Annotated in this window: 18 protein-coding genes; 9 read left to right on the plus strand and 9 right to left on the minus strand. The window is 71.5% G+C overall.

Going from position 1 to position 17,093, the window contains the following annotated elements; translation table 11 throughout:
* The coding region (locus tag KLK06_RS12255; protein WP_250905336.1) for a sensor histidine kinase at window positions 1-714 on the plus strand (714 nt) is incomplete at its 5' end.
* Here the strand turns inward: KLK06_RS12255 and KLK06_RS12260 are convergent.
* The 5 genes from KLK06_RS12260 to KLK06_RS12280 form a co-directional block, all read right to left on the minus strand.
* A complete protein-coding gene (locus KLK06_RS12260) occupies window positions 640-1,260 on the minus strand; it encodes a response regulator transcription factor (RefSeq protein ID WP_308168213.1) in 621 nt (206 codons plus the stop codon). The two genes, KLK06_RS12255 and KLK06_RS12260, sit on opposite strands and share 75 nt — an antisense overlap.
* 176 nt (window positions 1,261-1,436) lie before the next feature.
* Window positions 1,437-2,705 (minus strand): MFS transporter, encoded by a 1,269-nt coding sequence (locus KLK06_RS12265; RefSeq protein ID WP_214635542.1) that lies wholly within the window; start codon window positions 2,703-2,705, stop codon window positions 1,437-1,439.
* A gap of 157 nt (window positions 2,706-2,862) precedes the next feature.
* Window positions 2,863-3,537: a septal ring lytic transglycosylase RlpA family protein gene (locus KLK06_RS61400; protein ID WP_214635543.1), complete on the minus strand. Its 675-nt coding sequence runs from the start codon at window positions 3,535-3,537 to the stop codon at window positions 2,863-2,865.
* A gap of 313 nt (window positions 3,538-3,850) precedes the next feature.
* The gene (locus KLK06_RS12275; RefSeq protein ID WP_214635544.1) at window positions 3,851-5,377 is read right to left on the minus strand and encodes an ATP-dependent DNA ligase; all 1,527 of its coding nucleotides are present in this window, start codon (window positions 5,375-5,377) and stop codon (window positions 3,851-3,853) included.
* 111 nt (window positions 5,378-5,488) lie between these two features.
* Complete coding sequence (locus tag KLK06_RS12280) at window positions 5,489-5,863, minus strand: FKBP-type peptidyl-prolyl cis-trans isomerase (protein WP_214635545.1); 375 nt, start codon at window positions 5,861-5,863, stop codon at window positions 5,489-5,491.
* 78 nt (window positions 5,864-5,941) lie between these two features.
* On the opposite strand from KLK06_RS12280, the gene KLK06_RS12285 reads away from it, so the two are divergent.
* Window positions 5,942-6,697: an SDR family NAD(P)-dependent oxidoreductase gene (locus KLK06_RS12285; RefSeq protein ID WP_214635546.1), complete on the plus strand. Its 756-nt coding sequence runs from the start codon at window positions 5,942-5,944 to the stop codon at window positions 6,695-6,697.
* Between the two features lie 9 nt (window positions 6,698-6,706).
* Here the strand turns inward: KLK06_RS12285 and KLK06_RS12290 are convergent, their stop codons facing one another.
* Window positions 6,707-8,146, minus strand: a complete 1,440-nt coding sequence (locus tag KLK06_RS12290; RefSeq protein WP_214635547.1) for a GuaB1 family IMP dehydrogenase-related protein — start codon at window positions 8,144-8,146, stop codon at window positions 6,707-6,709.
* Window positions 8,147-8,239: 93 nt separating this feature from the next.
* On the opposite strand from KLK06_RS12290, the gene KLK06_RS12295 reads away from it, so the two are divergent.
* Window positions 8,240-8,695 (plus strand): GyrI-like domain-containing protein, encoded by a 456-nt coding sequence (locus KLK06_RS12295; RefSeq protein ID WP_214635548.1) that lies wholly within the window; start codon window positions 8,240-8,242, stop codon window positions 8,693-8,695.
* 53 nt (window positions 8,696-8,748) lie between these two features.
* Here the strand turns inward: KLK06_RS12295 and KLK06_RS12300 are convergent, their stop codons facing one another.
* Window positions 8,749-9,273 carry a TetR/AcrR family transcriptional regulator gene (locus KLK06_RS12300; RefSeq protein WP_214635549.1) on the minus strand — a complete coding sequence of 175 codons (525 nt, stop codon included), beginning with the start codon at window positions 9,271-9,273 and terminating at the stop codon, window positions 8,749-8,751.
* 91 nt (window positions 9,274-9,364) lie between these two features.
* Here KLK06_RS12300 and KLK06_RS12305 point away from each other — a divergent pair, with 91 nt between their 5' ends.
* From KLK06_RS12305 to KLK06_RS12330, 6 genes are read left to right on the plus strand one after another with little or no spacing between them, the layout of a single operon-like run.
* Window positions 9,365-10,582, plus strand: coding sequence for an FAD-dependent monooxygenase (locus tag KLK06_RS12305; protein WP_214635550.1), 1,218 nt, complete (start codon window positions 9,365-9,367; stop codon window positions 10,580-10,582).
* 35 nt (window positions 10,583-10,617) lie between these two features.
* Window positions 10,618-11,805, plus strand: coding sequence for a glycosyltransferase (locus KLK06_RS12310; protein ID WP_308168214.1), 1,188 nt, complete (start codon window positions 10,618-10,620; stop codon window positions 11,803-11,805).
* An 11-nt stretch (window positions 11,806-11,816) separates the two neighbouring features.
* Window positions 11,817-12,527: a hypothetical protein gene (locus KLK06_RS12315; RefSeq protein ID WP_214635551.1), complete on the plus strand. Its 711-nt coding sequence runs from the start codon at window positions 11,817-11,819 to the stop codon at window positions 12,525-12,527.
* A complete protein-coding gene (locus tag KLK06_RS12320) occupies window positions 12,524-12,868 on the plus strand; it encodes a hypothetical protein (protein ID WP_308168215.1) in 345 nt (114 codons plus the stop codon). The genes KLK06_RS12315 and KLK06_RS12320 overlap by 4 nt, the downstream gene beginning before the upstream one ends.
* Window positions 12,868-13,947 (plus strand): glycosyltransferase family 4 protein, encoded by a 1,080-nt coding sequence (locus KLK06_RS12325; protein ID WP_250905338.1) that lies wholly within the window; start codon window positions 12,868-12,870, stop codon window positions 13,945-13,947. Before KLK06_RS12320 ends, KLK06_RS12325 begins: the two co-directional genes overlap by 1 nt.
* Window positions 13,944-14,720, plus strand: a complete 777-nt coding sequence (locus KLK06_RS12330; RefSeq protein WP_214635553.1) for a hypothetical protein — start codon at window positions 13,944-13,946, stop codon at window positions 14,718-14,720. The genes KLK06_RS12325 and KLK06_RS12330 overlap by 4 nt, the downstream gene beginning before the upstream one ends.
* Here the strand turns inward: KLK06_RS12330 and KLK06_RS12335 are convergent.
* Entirely contained in the window at window positions 14,683-15,840 is a 1,158-nt protein-coding gene (locus tag KLK06_RS12335; RefSeq protein ID WP_214635554.1) for a cytochrome P450, read from the minus strand. The two genes, KLK06_RS12330 and KLK06_RS12335, sit on opposite strands and share 38 nt — an antisense overlap.
* A 22-nt stretch (window positions 15,841-15,862) precedes the next feature.
* Entirely contained in the window at window positions 15,863-16,984 is a 1,122-nt protein-coding gene (locus KLK06_RS12340; RefSeq protein WP_214635555.1) for a CaiB/BaiF CoA-transferase family protein, read from the minus strand.
* Window positions 16,985-17,093: the final 109 nt, after the last annotated feature.

Here is a 17,093-nt window from a genome sequence, read left to right on the forward strand (position 1 = left end):
CTGGGGCGCCTCACCGGGCTGATCACCGTGCTGGACCGGGCCCGGCACGAGCTCGCCCAGGCCGCGGTACGGCGAGAACGGACCCGGGTCGCGCGTGACCTGCACGACGTACTCGGGTTCAGCCTGTCGGCGGTCGCTCTCAAGGGCGAGCTGGCCGAACGGCTGCTGGAGGCGGACCCCGGCCGGGCCAGGGCCGAGCTCGCCTCGCTCGTGGCGCTGGTCGAGCAGGCGCTGGTGGAGCTGGAGTCCATCGCCGGCGACCGGGTCGAACTGCGGCTGGCGGCCGAGCTCGACGCGGCGTGTGAGGTGCTGACGGCCGCCGGCATCGAGGCTGCGGCACAGGTCGAGACGGGACCGCTGCCGGCCGAGGTCGACACGGCGGTGGCCACCGCGCTCCGCGAGACCATCACCAACGTCCTGCGGCACAGCCAGGCCCGTACCTGCGAGATGACCATCTCCGGCACTGACGAGCTCGTCCGGTTGCGCGTCGTCAACGACGGCGCCCTGTCCGTATCGTTCACGGAGGCGGAGCCGGGGCGGCACGGGTCCGGGCTCGACAGTCTCGCGCAGCGCACCGGCGGGCGATTGGCGGCGGTGCGTCACCCCGGCGGACGGTTCGAGGTGGTCGCCGAGTTCAGCTCAGATCCAGCCGGACTCGGTGGCGATCCGGATGGCGTCCACCCGGTTGCGGGCTCCCAGCTTGGTGACGGCTGAGGCGAGGTAGTTACGGATCGTGCCGTAGGTCAGGAAGAGCCGCTCGGCGATCTCGGCGGGCTGGGCCCCGCTCGCCGACATGCGCAACACCTCGGTCTCCCGCTGGGAGAGCGGGTTCTCCGGCGCCTCCAACGCCACCAAGGCCAGAGCCGGGTCCACCACCCGTCCGCCGGCGGCGACGGTCCTGATCGCCGCGGCCAGTTCGACCGGACGGATGTCTTTCGGCACGAATCCAGCGACCTGCACGCCGAGTGCCCTGCGCAGGGTGCCCGGCTTGGCCAGCGCCGTCAAGATCAGGACGCGGCATTCGGGCAGAAGATCGCGTAGCTCGGCAGCCGCGGCGATGCCGTCCAGCCCCGGCAGATCGATGTCGATCACGGCCACGTCGGGGCGGTGCTCCAGCGCGGCGGGCACGATCTCCGGACCCGAGGCGACGTCCGCGACCACCGCGAGGTCGTCCTCGAGCGACAGCAACTCGACCAGCGCTTCGCGAAGGATGTGCATGTCCTCCGCGAGCAGAATCCGGACGACGCCATTCGCGGGCACGACTACTCGAACCCGCCCGCGAGCGCCCGCGGGATCGTCGCTGACGAATCAGACCTGGTCAGGATGCCCCCCTTGGCATCGGCGACGAGCCCAGGGGACTCCTCGGGGCGGTGGCGGGCGTCATATATACGCCCGTATGCCACTTTATAGCGGGATGCGGGCACGTCACACGGGCCTCATCGATCGGGTGCGGGCGGGCCGATCTCACCGGTCGGTTTGCGCAGCCGGAGCGCGTACAGGAGCCACACCAGGGCGAAGCCGACGGCGAGCACGCCGAGCAGGCGCGTAGCACCCGTCATGCCCACCGCGACGGTCAGCGGAGCCACCGCCAGCGACGACACCCCTTGCAACCCCGACGACACCCCGAACGCCGCGACCATCACGCGCCCGCGGATGTGGTCGGGGCTGGCCACCTGTAGCCCGTTGATGGCCAGGATCGCGCACGCGCCCACCCCGAGGTGACCGGCCATGGCGGCGGGTATGCCCGACCACAGGCTGCCGGCCTGGGCCAGGGCGAGGTAACCCAGCCCGAACACCGCGAGAGCGCCGCCCGGCACGAGCAGCCTTCGCGTCGGCGACGCGCCGACCAGTCGCCGGCCCAGGAACGGCCCGAGCATGGAGCCGGCCCCCTGCGCCAGGTATAGGACGCCGACTCCGGCGTCGGTGGCGCCGAACCGTTCGAGCGCGTAGACGGGCAGGAGGCCGACAATGCCGTAACACAGGCGCAGCGCCGCCGTCAGCCAGAGCAGGGCCGCCACGGTGGGGGTGCCACGGATGAAGCGCCACAGTTCGGAAGTGTCGGTACGCACGCGCATGCGGCGGGTCGCCGGAGCGGTGGAGAACGGACGGCGGATGCGGGCGATGAGGACGGCGGACGCGGCGAAGGAGGCGGCGTCGATCAGCAGGGTGGCCGTGCTGCCCCAGGCGGCCGTGACCAGGCCGCCGAGTCCCGCGCCGAGCAGCAGGCTGGAGGAGTAGAGGCTGCCGAGCGTGGCCTGCGCGATGGGCAGCCGGTCGGGGGCGACGAGGTTGGGGAGGACGACCTCGGGGATCGGGCTCGACATCGCGGCCGACACCGACAGCACGGCCAGCGAGACCAGCGCCATGGGGACCGATCCCAGATGGAAGGCGGCCAGCAGGCCCGCGAGGGGGACGATGGCGGCGAGGTCGCAGGCGATGCGCAGGCGGCGGCGGTCCAGGCGGTCGGTCAGCGAGCCGATGAGCGGCATCAGCAGGATGCCGGGCAGCGACTCGACGGCGAACAGCAGAGCCGTCAGCCCGGCCGAGCCGGTGCGGTGGTAGACGAAGGCGTTCAGGGCGACGAAGGCGAACCAGTCGCCGGTCAGGCTGAGGGCCGAGGCGAGGAAGAGCCGGCGGAAGTCGGGGTTGCCGCGCAGCAGGGCGAGCAGCGCGATTCCGGGCAGGCGGGAAGGAACGGGTGACACCTGGTGACTCCAAGCAGCCGAGCCGTCCGACCGGAAAGGCCGGACGGGCGAAGGGGGATCGCTTCGCGGGATGCCCGGCGGGTCAAGCGCCGGGCGGCTGCTGATCAGTCACACAGGTGTGGCATGAGTGGAGGTTAACGCACCGCGGGTCGCGGCGTCAGGAGCGGCCCAGGACCTCGTACTTGACCCTCATGACGCCGGAGCCCGTGTTGCCGATGGCGGAGAAGGCGGCTGCCGAGAGGTCGAGGCAGCGACCGCCCACGTACGGACCGCGGTCGTTGATGCGGACCGTGACCGAATCGCCGTTGGCCGGGTTGGTGACGCGGACCCTGCTGCCCAGCGGGAGCGTCTTGTGGGCGGCGGTCAAGGCGGACGGGTTGAAGCGTTCGCCGCTGGCGGTCATCTGCCCTTCGTCGTAGAAGGAGGCGCCGCAGGTGCCCGAACTGATGACGCGGGTCTTCGGCTTGGCGGCCTCGGTCTTCGCCTTGCGGACGGGCACGGTCTTCGCCTTCTGGACCGGCTTGGTCTCCGGCTGGGCCGCTGCGGCCTTCGGGAGGGCAGTGGGTTTGGGGGCGGCCGAGCTGGGCTTGTTCGGCTGCGGGGTCTTGGCGGCCTTCGACGGAGTGTCGGACCTCGTGTACGTGGGCGACGGCGCCACGTCCAGTGCCGTGGTGATCTTGGGGGCGTCGTCGTTGGCGACGGCGGCCCAGGCGGTGGTCGAGGCGGCGGCTACGACGGCCGCGCCGGCCGCGACGGTGACCCAACGGCGCTTGTTCGGAGCCTGACGCTCCGGGTTCGGACGGCTGCTCGGCTTGGCGGAGTGCTGGCCCAAGGTAAACCACAGTCCTAGCTAGGGGACAGGACAGGGAAAGGCCAGGTCGGGGGCAGATCGGGGGTGCGCGTCGGCCAATCCCATACGCAGGGCGGGTGCCCGGCGAACGTGGACGAACATATGCGACAAACAACAAGTAAAGACAACTTAATGGGACGTTCAGTGACATATATCACTTTGGTGATAAGTTGACCAGGACGTCGAGCGTACGCCGGGGATCTTGGGACATCCGGGGAACGCGGACTCTGTCACCTTGGGGATAGGTTGAGGGCGCCTTGAGGCATGCCGAACTAACCCGCCGTACCAAAGAGGGTCAGAACATGAGCGAGCGGACCGTCTCCACCGTGTCCGCGTCCGCCGCCTGCTTGTCGGGCCGGTAGCGCAGCACCCGCGCGAACCGCAGCGCCATCCCCCCGGGGTAGCGCGGCGACCGCTGCACCCCGTCGAACGCGATCTCCACCACCAGCTCGGGACGGAGCTTGACCGTCCACTCGTCGGCGGGCCCTTCGGCCAGCTCCAGGAAGCGTTCGGTCTGCCAGGCGAGCAACTCGTCGGTCAGCCCCTTGAACGTCTTGCCCAGCATCACGAACCCGCCGCTCTCCGGGTCACGGGCGCCGAGGTGCAGGTTGGACAGCTTGCCTTCGCGGCGGCCATGGCCCCATTCGGCCGCGAGCACGACGAGATCGAGGGTGTGACGCGGCTTGACCTTGATCCACCCAGCCCCCCGGCGGCCGGCCGCGTAGGGGGAGGCCAGCGACTTGACGACCAGACCCTCATGGCCGGCCTTGATCACGTCGGTGAAGTACTTCTCCGCCTCCGAGACGTCGCCCGTGACGAGCCGCGGCGTGAGCAGGCCGGGTATGACGGTTTCGGCGAGGATCTCCTGGCGCAGGGAGTAGGGCAGGTCGAGCAGGTCGGTCCCGTTCACCCGCAGCGCGTCGAAGAAGAACACGTTCAGTGGCGTCTCCTCCCGCAGCCGCGGCACGTCGGTCTTGCTCGTCGCCCGGCTCGCCGTCACCTGGAAGGGGTGCGGCCGCCCGTCGGGCCGCAGCGCGATCACCTCGCCGTCGAGCACGAGGTCGTCGGAGGCCAGGCCGAGCACGGCCTCCACGAGTTCGGGCACCTGGGCGGTGATGTCGTCGAGCGTGCGGGTGAACACCCGGACCTGGTCGCCGGAGCGGTGCGCCTGCACGCGTACGCCGTCGAGCTTCCACTCCAGCGCGGCCGGGACGCCCGCCTTCTCCAGCGCGGCGGCGACGTTGGGTGCGCTGCCGGCGAGCATCGGCGAGACCGCCCGCCCCACCTCCAGCTTGAACGCGTGCAGCGCCGCCACGCCACCGGCCAGCGCCGCCGCGCCCACGGCGGGCAGCCAGCCGCGCAGCGTCAGCGCCCGCCGCACGTCGGCGGACGGCGCGCCCGACGCCTTGGCGATCGCCTCGATCATCACCCCGTCGAGGGCGCCCTGGCGCAGCTCGCCGCCGAGCAGCTTGAGCATGAACGCCTGCTCCTGGCTGGTCAGCCCGGCGAACAACTGGGTGACCAGCGTCTTGCGCGCCGCCTGCGAACCCTGGCCGGAGACCGACTTGATCCTCGACAGCAGCGCGTCGACGTCGGTGAGGGTGGCGGTGGCGGCCAGCTTGGCGGCGGGCAGGTCCTGCAGGGTGCGCCAGCCCACGCCCACCTGGCGCTGCGGCAGCTCACCCGACAGGTAGGAGATGGCGATCTCCGCCTCATCGGCGCCGACCCTGCCGAGCAGCTCCGCCAGATGGCCGACCTTGCCGAGCCGGGCCGACGTGCGTGTCACCGCCTCAGAAACCCGCACCACGTCGATCAACAGCACATGCCCTATGTTGCCGTACTTCGCCGACAATTCCGCCGCGCTTAGACCAGCATTTTGTCCGGTGTTGGGCCCCCGAAGGGGCGGGGCGGGCTTGGCGCCCGCCCCAGCGTGTTAGCGGACGGCCAGGAGGTCGACGACGAAGATGAGCGTCTCTCCCGGCTTGATGCGGGCGCCGGCGCCGCTGCTGCCGTAGCCGAGGTGCGGCGGGATGACCAGCTTGCGGCGGCCACCCACCTTCATGCCGGCCACGCCCTGGTCCCAGCCGGCGATGACGCGCCCGCCGCCGAGCGGGAACTCGAACGCGTTGCCGCGGTTCCACGACGCGTCGAACTCCTCGCCGGTCGAGAACGCGACGCCCACGTAGTGGACGCTGACGCTCTGGCCGGGCTTGGCCTCGGGGCCGTCACCCTCGACGATGTCGACGATCTCCAGGTCGGCGGGCGGGTTGCCCTCCGGGAAGTCGATTTCCGGCTTCTCGAGTGCCACGAATTACTCCTGTTGACGAGAATTGGCGATCAGGAATGAACCCGACGACTCTATGCGGTCGGGATAAGGTCAGCGTTCATGGCCGCCCTTTCTCCTGATGCGATCCTGCTCACCGGGCGCGTCGCCGTGATCACCGGGGCGGCGCGGGGGATCGGACGGGCGATCGCGGAGACGTTCGCGGCATTCGGGGCTCTGGTCGTGATCTGCGACCGGGACAAGGTCCCTTACAGCAGCGAGTTCGCGATGACGCTGGACGTGCGGGATCCGGTCGCCGTCGAGGTGTTCGCGCAGGCCGTGCGGGAGCGGTGGGGGCGGGTGGACGTGCTGGTGAACAACGCGGGCGGGACGTTCCACGCCGCGTTCGCCGACACGACGGTCCGCGGCGAGCGGACCCTGATCGAGGAGAACTTCACGCAGGTCACCGGCATGATCCGGCGGCTGCTGCCGATGATGGGGGCCGGGGCGTCGATCATCAACGTGACCTCCAGCGAAGCGCATCAGGCGGCGCCGGGCTTCGCCGTCTACGCCGCGATGAAGGCGGGGGTGGAGAGCCTGACGAAGTCGCTCGCGCTGGAGTTCGCGCCCCTGGGCATCAGGGTGAACGCGATCGCGCCCGACGGGCTGCCCACCGACGGCGAGGCCGAGGTGCGGGAGCGGATGACGGACGGGCCCTTCGAGCCGGTACGGCTGCCGCCGCTCGGCCACCTCGGGGAGCCGGCCGACGCGGCGGGCGCGGCGGTGTTCCTGGCCAGCGATCTGGCCAGGTTCGTAACCGGCACGACGGTGCACGTCGACGGCGGGATCCACGCGGCGGGCGGCTGGCGCCGCACCTGAGGCTCCGGGCTACCAGCTCTGGTGGAGCGGCATGCCCTCGGTGTAGCCGGAGGCGCTCTGGATGCCGACCACCGCGCGCTCGTGGAGCTCCTCCAGGTTCGCAGCGCCCGCGTACGTGCACGACGACCGCAACCCGGCCACGATCGCGTCGATCTGGTCCTCCACGCTCGGCCGCCGCGGATCCAGGTACATCCGCGAGGTCGAGATCCCCTCCTCGAACAGCGATTTCCTGGCCCGATCGAACGCGCTGTCCTCCGCCGTGCGCAGCCGCACGGCCCGTGCCGAGGCCATGCCGAAGTTCTCCTTGTACTTGCGCCCGTCGGCGTCGGTGCGCGCGTCGCCGGGAGACTCGTACGTCCCGGCGAACCAGGAGCCGATCATCACGTTCGCCGCGCCCGCGGCCAGGGCGAGCGCCACGTCACGCGGGTGCCGGACGCCGCCGTCGGCCCACACGTACCGGCCGAGCCGGCGCGCCTCCGCCGCGCATTCGAGCACGGCCGAGAACTGCGGGCGTCCCACCCCGGTCATCATCCGCGTCGTGCACATGGCGCCGGGGCCGACGCCCACCTTGAGGATGTCCGCCCCCGCGTCCACCAGGTCGCGCACGCCCTCGGCGGTCACCACGTTGCCCGCCGCCACCGGCACGCCCGGGTCGAGCGCCCGGACCGCGCGCAGGGCGGAGACCATCTTCTCCTGGTGCCCGTGCGCGGTGTCGACCACCAGGCAGTCGATCCCGGCATCGAGCAGTTCCTTGGCCTTGGCCGCGACGTCGCCGTTCACGCCGACGGCGGCCGCGATGCGCAGCCTGCCCGCGGCGTCGAGCGCGGGCTGGTAGAGCGTGGCGCGCAGGGCGCCCGTGCGGGTCAGGATGCCGACCAGGCGGCCCTCGGGGTCGACGATGGGCGCCAGGCGGTGGCGGCCCCCGTGCAGCCGGTCGAAGGCGGCGCGCGGCTCCAGCCCGGCCGGCAGCGTCAGCAGCTCGCTCGACATCACCTGCGAGAGCTGCGTGTACATGTCGACGCCCTGGCAGTCGGCTTCGGTCACCACGCCGACCGGACGGTTGTCCCAGTCGACGACGATGACCGCGCCGTGGGCGCGCTTGGGCAGCAGTTGCATGGCCTCGCCGACGGTGTCGTGCGGTGTCAGCGTGAGCGGCGTGTCGTGGACCAGGTCGCGTTTCTTGACCCAGTCGACGACCTCTGTCACGACGTCGATGGGAATGTCCTGCGGGATCACGGTGATGCCGCCCCGGCGGGCGATGGTCTCGGCCATGCGCCGGCCGGCGACCGCGGTCATGTTGGCCACGACGATGGGGATGGTGGTGCCCGTGCCGTCGTTCGTCGAGAGGTCGACCGCGAGCCGGGAACCGACCGAGGAACGCGACGGGACCATGAACACGTCGCTGTACGTCAAGTCGTATTGCGGCGCGAGGCCGTTAAGGAACTTCACGTTCGTCCATCCTAGGCGGTGACTGCTAACGAGGGGTTTTCCCTGTCTCGTGGCCATATGATCGGCCAGGAAACTTAGGGGGATGGAGGGCCTGTGGAGGTCACTGAGAGAAACGAACTGACTGTCGTCGGTATCGCCGTTCGCACGTCGAACGCCGACGAGATCGACCCCGCCAGGGCGAAGCTGCCCGTGCTGTGGCAACGAGCGGGCGCCCCCGGGGCGTTCGCGCACGTCCCGGGACGCGTCGACGAGAACCTTTACGCGGTCATGACCGATTACGAGAGCGACCATCACGGCGCCTACACGCAGATCGTCGGCATCGGCGTCCGGACGGTCCCCAGGCTGCCCGAGGGCATGGTCGCTGTCCGCGTGCCCGCGGGCACGGCCCTGCGGGTGGAGGCGCGCGGCCAGATGCCGCAGGCGATCGTCGACGCCTGGCAGCAGGTGTGGAAGCACACCGAGTCGGGCGGCACGCCTCCGCGGGCGTTCACGACGGACCTTGAGGTGCACCACCCCGGTGGCGCCGACCTCTACGTCGCCGTTTACTAGCCGTTTCCCGCGCCCGAGCCCGATCGGGCTCGGGTCATGGGCCGCTCATGGGTTCAGAGGCCGAGCGCGGCGGCGGCGGCATCGACCGCCGCCGATTTGACCTCGTCGAGGGGCAGGTGGGCGTACTCCACCGAACAGTCGGACATCCCGCCGATCGCCACGGTCGCGTGGATGTGCCGGGCGGGGGTGGGGTCCGGGCCGAGCAGCAGCGTGATGAGCCGCCGCCGCCAGTCGAACATGCGCTGGCCCAGGTCGAGATAGCCCAGCGTGGACATCTCCCGCACGATCATGACGGTGATGTCGCGATGCCGCCAGATCATGTCGAAGTACTCTTCGAGCAGCTCGCGCGCCTCACCGGACTCGCGCGTGGCCACGAACCGCTCCATGTCCTCGACCAGCGGCTGAATGATGCTCCTGACCAGCTCGTCGCGTGAGGCGAAGTGGTAGTAGAGGGCGGGCTTGGTGATGCCCAGCCGGTCGGAGATCTGCCGCAGACTGGTGTTCTGCACTCCCTGCTCGACGAACAACTCGCGCGCCACCGCCTGGATGCGCGCCTTGGTGTCACTGGGCCTCGCCATGGTCCAAGACTATCCCTTACCTATCGTTAAGTAAGCCCTTGCGCCTGTCGCTCCGGCTGGCTTACCATCCGTTAAGTAAGGAGGTGTCACCATGCAGATCCTGATCTCCGGCGCGAGCGTCGCCGGACCTGCCCTGGCGTACTGGCTCAACAGGTACGGCTTCGACGTCACCGTCGTGGAGCGCGCCCCGTCGCTCCGCAAGACGGGCGGGCACGCGATCGACCTGTTCAGGCCCGCGATGGACATCGTCGAGAAGATGGGCCTGGTCGACCCGATCATGGCCAAGAAGACCGGCACGAACTGGCTCACCATGTACCGCGAGGGCGCGGAGGGAGCCGTGGAGGTGGACCTCCGGCGCGTGTTCACGGCCGTGTCGGACCGGCACGTCGAGATCATGCGCGACGACCTCAGCGAGATCTTCTACGACGCCACCCGCGACGACGTCGAGTACGTCTTCGACGACTCCATCACCGCCATCGGCGAGGACGGCACGGTGACGTTCGAGCGCGGGGCGGCCAGGCGGTTCGACCTGGTCGTCGGCGCCGACGGGCTGCACTCGAACGTGCGCGGCCTGGTCTTCGGCCCGGAGTCGCGCTTCTCCACCTGGATCGGCGCCTACCTGGCCGTCTTCTCGGTGCCCAACTACCTGGGCCTCGACGGCCGCATGGAGGGCCTGTCCGGCATCGGGCGGATGAGCGGGATGTACGGCGCGGCGCACATGGCCGACGCGCGGGCGTTGTTCATGTTCAGGACGCCGGAGCAGCTCCAGTACCACCACCGCGACGTCGCCCGGCAGAAGGAACTGCTGCGCGAGCGGTTCGCGGGCATGGGCTGGGAGATCCCCCGGCTCTTGGCGGAGCTCGACCGCACCCCGGCCTTCTACTTCGACTCGATCACCCAGCTACGCCTGGACACCTGGTCGCGCGGCCGGGTGACGCTGGTCGGCGACGCGGGCTACTGCCCGGGGCCGGCCGTGGGCGGCAGCACCAGCCTGGCCGTCGTCGGGGCGTACATCCTCGCCGGCGAGCTGGCCGCCGCGCACGGTGACCACGAGCGCGCCTTCCCCGCCTACGAGGCCGAGATCGGCGAGTACGTACGGCGCAGCCGCGCGTTCGCGGTCGGGGCGGCCAAGCGGATCGTGCCCGGCAGCCGGTTCGACCTGTGGACCCTCACCCAGGGCGCGCGGCTGATCGGCCACCTGCCGGTCGCGGTGACCAAGGCCGCGACCAAGCTCGGCAGCAAGGGCCTGCGGCTGCACGACTCGATCGCGTTGAAGGACTACTCGGCGTACGAGAGCGTGCGCCGGTAGATATCCGGCGGGAAGCCGCGAATAGACTGCGCGCCGTGCGTGCCGCCTATTTCGCCTTCGACCGGTTCCCTTCGAGCAAGGGGTCGGCGGTGCACATCGGGCAGATGGCGGCGGAGCTGTTCGACCGGTTCGGCGGCGGGCTGCTGGGGGTGCTGGGCGGGGGCGGGCTGCCGCGTTACCAGCGAGAGGGCGACGTCGAGATCGCCAGGTTCGACGAGCAGATCCCCAACCTGATCGACCGGGCCGAGGCGTACTCGCACTGGGTCGCCCGCCATCTCGCGCCGCACCTGGAGACGCTGGAGCTGGTCCACGTGCGTGACCCGTGGAGCGCGCTGCCGGTGCTCGGCCACCGGCACAAGGTGGTGTACGAGGTGAACGGGCTGCCGTCCATCGAGCTGCCGCACACCTGGCCACAGGCGGCCCCCGCCACGGTGGCCAAGTTGCGGCGGCTGGAGGCGCACTGCCTGGAACAGGCGGACGCGGTTGTCGTGCCATCGAGCGTCATCGGCGATGCCATCCGCAAAATGGGGATAAATCCGGAAAAAGTGTTCCTCGTACCGAACGCCGCCGACCCTGTCGCCCCGGCCCCGGCCCCGACGCTGGCGACGGCGACGGCGACGGCGACGGCGACGGTCGGCGCGTCGGCGGCGCCGCGCGCCAGGCCGCCCGGCGCGCCGGAGCACTACATCATCTACGTGGGCGCCCTCCAGCGCTGGCAGGGCGTGGACGTGCTGCTCCGCGCCTTCGCCAGGCTGGCCGACCTGACCGACCTGCGCCTGGTCGTCTGCTCCTCCGTCCCGGAACGCCGCGCCAAACCGCTCCAACGCCTCGCCGACCGCCTGGGCGTGGCCGAGCGGATCGTGTGGCGCTTCACGCTGCCCCACGACGAGGTGGCCGGCTGGCTGGCCGGCGCGGCCGTGTCCGCCGCCCCGCTCACCGCCTGCCCGCGCAACCTCGACCAGGGCTGCGCCCCGCTCAAGATCCTGGAGTCGATGGCCGCCGGCACGCCGGTCGTCGCCTCCGACCTGCCGGCCGTACGGGAGATCCTGGGGGACGACGGCCGGCTGGTCGCGCCCGACCGGCCCGCCGAGCTGGCCCGCGCGATCCGGATCCTCCTGGAGTATCCCGAGCAGGCGCGGGCGATGGCGGCGCGGGCCGGCGGCAGGGTGCCCACCTGGGCCGATTCCCGGGCAAAGCTCGCCGAGGTCTATAGCCGTGTGTAATGCTTCGCACCATGTTCTGGCGGAAGACGCGCGCGGCTATCGCCGGGTTCCACCCGCTGCACCAGACCCTCATCTGGGAGCACACGCTGTCAGCCACGATGCCCAAGACGGAGTGGGCGGCGCTGCTGGCCAGCCTCGCCCGGCATGACGCGCTCGTCCGCAGGCGCAAGTGGCGGCTGCCCGCGCGCACGGAGAGCGTGCTGGTGCCGCTGATCAGGGTGCTCTGCGAAGACGTCGGGCGCGGCATGGTCGGCATCACCGCCGACCTGCGCGGCCACGGCGTCCCCGGCAAGACGGGGCCGCGCCAGGCCCTGCCCGCCGTACGGCCGGTGCGCCGGGCCGAGCAGTGGTGGGTGACCGATGCGTGGCTCAGCGCCCGCTCGGAGCTGCGTGACGGCAGCGTGCTCACGCTCGCCGTCACCGACGTGGTCAGGTACCGCCACATCGTCAAGGTCAACCCGCGGGGCAAGCGCAAGAGCAAGACCAAGACGAAGGGCGTACAGCGGATCCAGACCAGCCGCTCGCTGGCCAAGGGCCAGACGCCGGTGCGGCCGGGCAGCCCACCGCCGTGGTGGATCCAGGTGAAGGTCCGTCCAGGCGGGAAGACCGTGATCAGGGCCGCCGCCAAGGTGCCGCTGCCGGCCGACCGCGACCAGCTCGGGGTGATCATGACGGCGGCGACCGAGCCGTTCAGATGGACGCAGAGGAGGCGGGCCGCGTGACCCCGTGCATGGTGAGCACCGGATTCTTCGTGCTCGGCCGCTGTGGCCGCGCGCCGGTGGCCGCCTGCGGCCGGTGCGGCAGGCCGATCTGCGACCGGCACGCCGGTCCCGGCGGCGTCTGTCCCGAGTGCGCGGCCGCCCAGGGGTACAGCTCCCCGTACGACCCGCTGTGGACCAGCGGCTTCCGCCGCCACCACTACTACAGCAGCTCGACCACGTACTCGGACCCCGGCTGGTACGGCTCGTTCGACGACTACGACAGAGGCGCCTTCGACCCCGAGGACCAGGGCGACTTCGGCGACTTCGGCGACGGCGACGACCGCGACTTCGTGGACAGCTGATGCGGCTGCTGTGGCTCACCGAGCACTACCCGCCGAGCCGGGGCGGCATGGCCGAGTCCTGCGACCGGATCGTCAGGGGACTGCGCGAGGCGGGCGTGGAGATCGACGTCGCGCACCTGACCAGGCGCGACCGGCCGTGGCAGATCGGCGGCGAGCGGGGCGGGCGGCTGCTGACCGTGCCGCTGGAGGACAATCCCGAGCACGCGCTGCGCCGGTTGTGGACGACGCTGCGCGGGGAGTCGTACACGCACGTGGTGGCGTTCGGCGGCACGTACGCGATGCTCGGCGCCCCGATCCTGGCCGCGTGGCTCGGCGCCCCGCTGGTGACGCTGCTGCGTGGCAACGACTTCGACACCGGCGTGTTCTCGCTGCGCCGCAGGGGCGCTCTGCTCGACGCGTTACGCGCCTCGGCGACGGTGTGCGTGGTGGCCTCCGGGCACGCCCCGCTGGTGTCCGCGCTGGTTCCGGAGGCGCGGGTGCGGTGGGTGGCCAACGGCATCGACACGTCGAGCTGGCAGATCCTGCCCTCCGAACGCGCGGCGGGCCTGGCCAGGCGGGCCGCCGCGGGCCGGCGCACGATCGGGCTCATCGGGCAGCTCAAGAACAAGAAAGGCGCCGGCTTCCTGCTCGACGCACTGGCCGCCTCGGGGCACGCCGACCTGTTCCACCTGCTGCTCGTCGGGGAGTTGGAGGAGCAGTTGGCCGTGCCCGCCGGGCACACGCGGCTGCCGTTCCTCGACCGCTACGAGCTGCCCGCGCTCTACGCCGCCTGCGACCTGGTCGCGCTGCCGTCCTTCTACGACGGGCTGCCGAACGTGGCCCTGGAGGCCGCGGCGCTCGGCGTCCCGCTGCTCGCCTCCGACGCGGGCGGCCTGGCCGACCTGGTCGACGACGAGATCGGCTTCCGCTTCGCCGCCGGAGACTCGCACGAGTGCCGGGCGGCGCTCGACCGGGCCGCGCGGGCCACGGACGAGCAGCTCGCCAAGCTGGGCACCGCGGCGGCCGAGCGAGTACGCAGGGACTTCACGGTGGCCGCCGAGACAGAGGGCTACCTGCGGGTGTTCCACGACAGCGCATGATCGTCTGCTATGCCCGGGGCGGCGGGCTCGGCCACCTCACCCGGGTCGGGGCCTACCTGCACACGGTCCATCCGGGCGCCGCGGCGACGGTACTCACCGAGTGGCCGGGCGATCCGGCCGCGCTCTCGCGGGCCGACGAGATCGTGGTGGACGCCTTCCCCGCCGGGCTCGACGGCGAGCTGGACGCGGCGGGCGTGCCGCCGGGGGCGCGGGTCGTGCACCTGGCCAGGCTGCTGCGCTGGGACGCCTACCGGCCGCTGATCCCGGACCGGCCGCTCCGCTTCGCCCATACGTGGCTGGCCGAGCCGGTCAGCGGGCCACACCTGGCGTACCTGCGCTCGGTCTCGGATCGGATCGACCCCCTGTCGCTCCGGGACCCGCCGGGCCCGTCTGCGACGGCTCCTGAGGACCTGCCGGGCCCATTGCCCGCGGCGGTTCCCGGGGACTGGCTGATCGTGCACTCCGGGCCGCCCGAAGAGGTCCTGGAGCTGGTGGCGTACGCGCGGGAGAGCGCCGCCCTGGAAGGGCTCAGCCCGCGTCTCGTGCTCGTCTCGCCCGCCGCGCCGCCCGGCCTGCCGGCCGAGGTCGCGCATCTCGCCGTCTGCCCGGCCTGGCCGCTGTTCGACATGGCCGGCCGCATCGTGTCCGCCGCCGGTTTCAACGTGGTCCGGCAGGCCGCACCGTACCGGCACAAGCACCGGATGGTCCCGTTCCCCCGCCGCTTCGACGACCAGTTCACCCGCGCGGCGAGAGCACGACGGGAAACGACGTGACGCCGCGGACGAACGCGTTGGGCAGGATGCGCGGACCGGCGTCGTCGGCCCAGGCGGCCGAGCCCACCCGGTCGATCCACTCCTCGAAGAAGATCCGCAACTCCAGCCGGGCCAGCGCCGCGCCCAGGCAGAAGTGGGTGCCCAGGCCGAACGCGATGTGCCCGCCCGGCTTCCGCGTCACGTCGAAGACGTCCGGGCGGTCGAACACCGCCTCGTCCCGGTTCGCCGAGCCGTACATGAGCAGGACCTGCTGGCCGCGGCCGATGTGCTGTCCGTGCAGGTCGGTGTCGCGGGTGGCCGAGCGGCACATGTTGAGGACCGGCGTGGTCCAGCGGATGAACTCCTCGACCGCGTTCTCGATCCGGCCCGGGTCCTCGCGCAACAGCCGCCATTGGTCCGGGTGGCGGATCAGCGCGTCGATCGCGGTCGCGATGACCGTGCGGGTGGTCTCCGCGCCGCCGTCGAGCAGCAGCAGCGCCTCGTTCGCCAGGTGGTCGTCGTCGTAGGCGGCCCGGCCGGACCAGAGGGTCACCAGGTCGTCGGCCGGGCACGCGCGGCGCTCCGCGGCCAGGGCCAGCACGGCCTCGCCGAACTCACCCGCGGCGACCGCGGCCTCATGGGTGACGTAACGCAGGCCGCCGCCCGCCACGATCGTGGTCTCCGACCAGTGCTTGAGCCGCGGCCAGTCCGCGTCGGGGAAGCCGAGCAGCCAGCCGATCATGCGGGCGGGCAGCGGCGCGGCCAGGGCGGGCACCGCGTCCACGGTGCCGGCCTCCAGGGCCTGGTCGATCAGCTCGGTGACGACCTCGCGGACGCGGCCGGCGTAGCGCTCGTGGACGTGGCGTGGGGTGAAGCGGCGGTAGACGAGGCGGCGGTGCTCGGCGTGCTCGGGGTCGTCCATGCCGATCATCGACGGGTCGGACGGTAATTGGGGGCGGTAGCCGCCGGTGCTGGTCCACAGCCCGGGATCGCGCTCGATGGCCGAGATGTCGGCGTGGCGGGAGATGCCCCACAGCCCGTTCGCGGCGTCGTGGTGGACGGGGGAGTGGGCGCGCAGCCAGGCATAGACGGGTGCGGGGTCGCCCGCGTACAGGGCTCCGTCGAGCAGGTCGGGGTTCATCTCAGCTCCTCGGGGGTTCAGGTCAGGCGAGCACTCCCTGGGAGCGCAGCTTCTCCGCCGCCTCGGCGCTCAGACCCCAGGCGGACAGATCGGCGAGCCGGGTGGCGGGCGAGAGGTCCTGGCCCGGCACGCCGAGCAGGCGCGGGGCGGGGACCGGCTGGCTGAGCCCGCCGACGTCGGCGAAGGCGCCCCTGGCCACGTTGTGCGGATGCCGTACCGCCTCCGCCATGGACAGGACCGGCGACACGCACGCGTCGGAGCCCTCGAACACCGCCTCCCACTCCGCCCGCGTCCGCGACCTGAACTCCTCGGCCAGACGGGCCCTGAGCGCGGGCCACTGCTTCCGGTCGCCGCGGTCCGGCAGGTCCGACAGCCCCATCCGCGTCACCATCGCCTCCCAGAACTGCGGCTCCAGCGAGCCGACCGCCAGGAACTCCCCGTCGGCCGTCTCATAGGTGTCGTACTGGGGCGCGCCCGTGTCCAGCAGGTTCGTGCCGCGCGCGCCCCAGTAGCCGCTCTGCACGCCGTGGTAGAACATCGCGAACAGGATCGAGGCGCCGTCGACCATGGCCGCGTCGATCACCCGGCCCTTGCCGGTGCGTTCCCGCTCGAACAGGGCGAGCAGGACGCCGTACGCGAGCATGAGACCGCCGCCGGCGAAGTCGCCCAGGATGTTGATCGGCGGCGTCGGCTTGCCGCCCTCGCGGCCGAGCATCGACAGGATGCCGGAGATCGCGATGTAGTCGATGTCGTGGCCCGCGGTGGTGGCGAGCGGGCCGTCCTGTCCCCAGCCGGTCATCCGGCCGTAGATCAGCCGTTCGTTCACCGCGTGGAGGTCGTCGGGGCCGATGCCGAGCCGTTCGGCCACACCGGGCCGGAACACCTCGATCACCACGTCGGCGTGTCCGGCCAGCTCCTTGAACGCGGCGACGCCCTCGGGCGACTTCAGGTCCAGGCCGATGGTGTGCTTGCCGCGGTCCATGACGTCCTTGCGCGGCTCGTCGGACACGGCGGCCACGCGATCGACGCGCAGCACGTCAGCGCCGTGGTCGGCGAGCATCATCCCGGCGAACGGCCCCGGCGCGAGCCCCGCGAGCTCCAGCACCCGGACCCCGGAGAGCGGGCCCTGACGGCCTTCAGACATCGGCATCTCCTACGACTCGGCTGGCCCCAGTAGAACAACATTCGGTGACCTGTGGCAAGACGCCTTCCCGACCTTCAGGCAGACATACGCGAGGTATGGGAAACTTGCC

The sequence above is a fragment of the Nonomuraea sp. NEAU-A123 genome, from assembly GCF_018603905.1.
Classification (GTDB): Bacteria; Actinomycetota; Actinomycetes; order Streptosporangiales; family Streptosporangiaceae; genus Nonomuraea.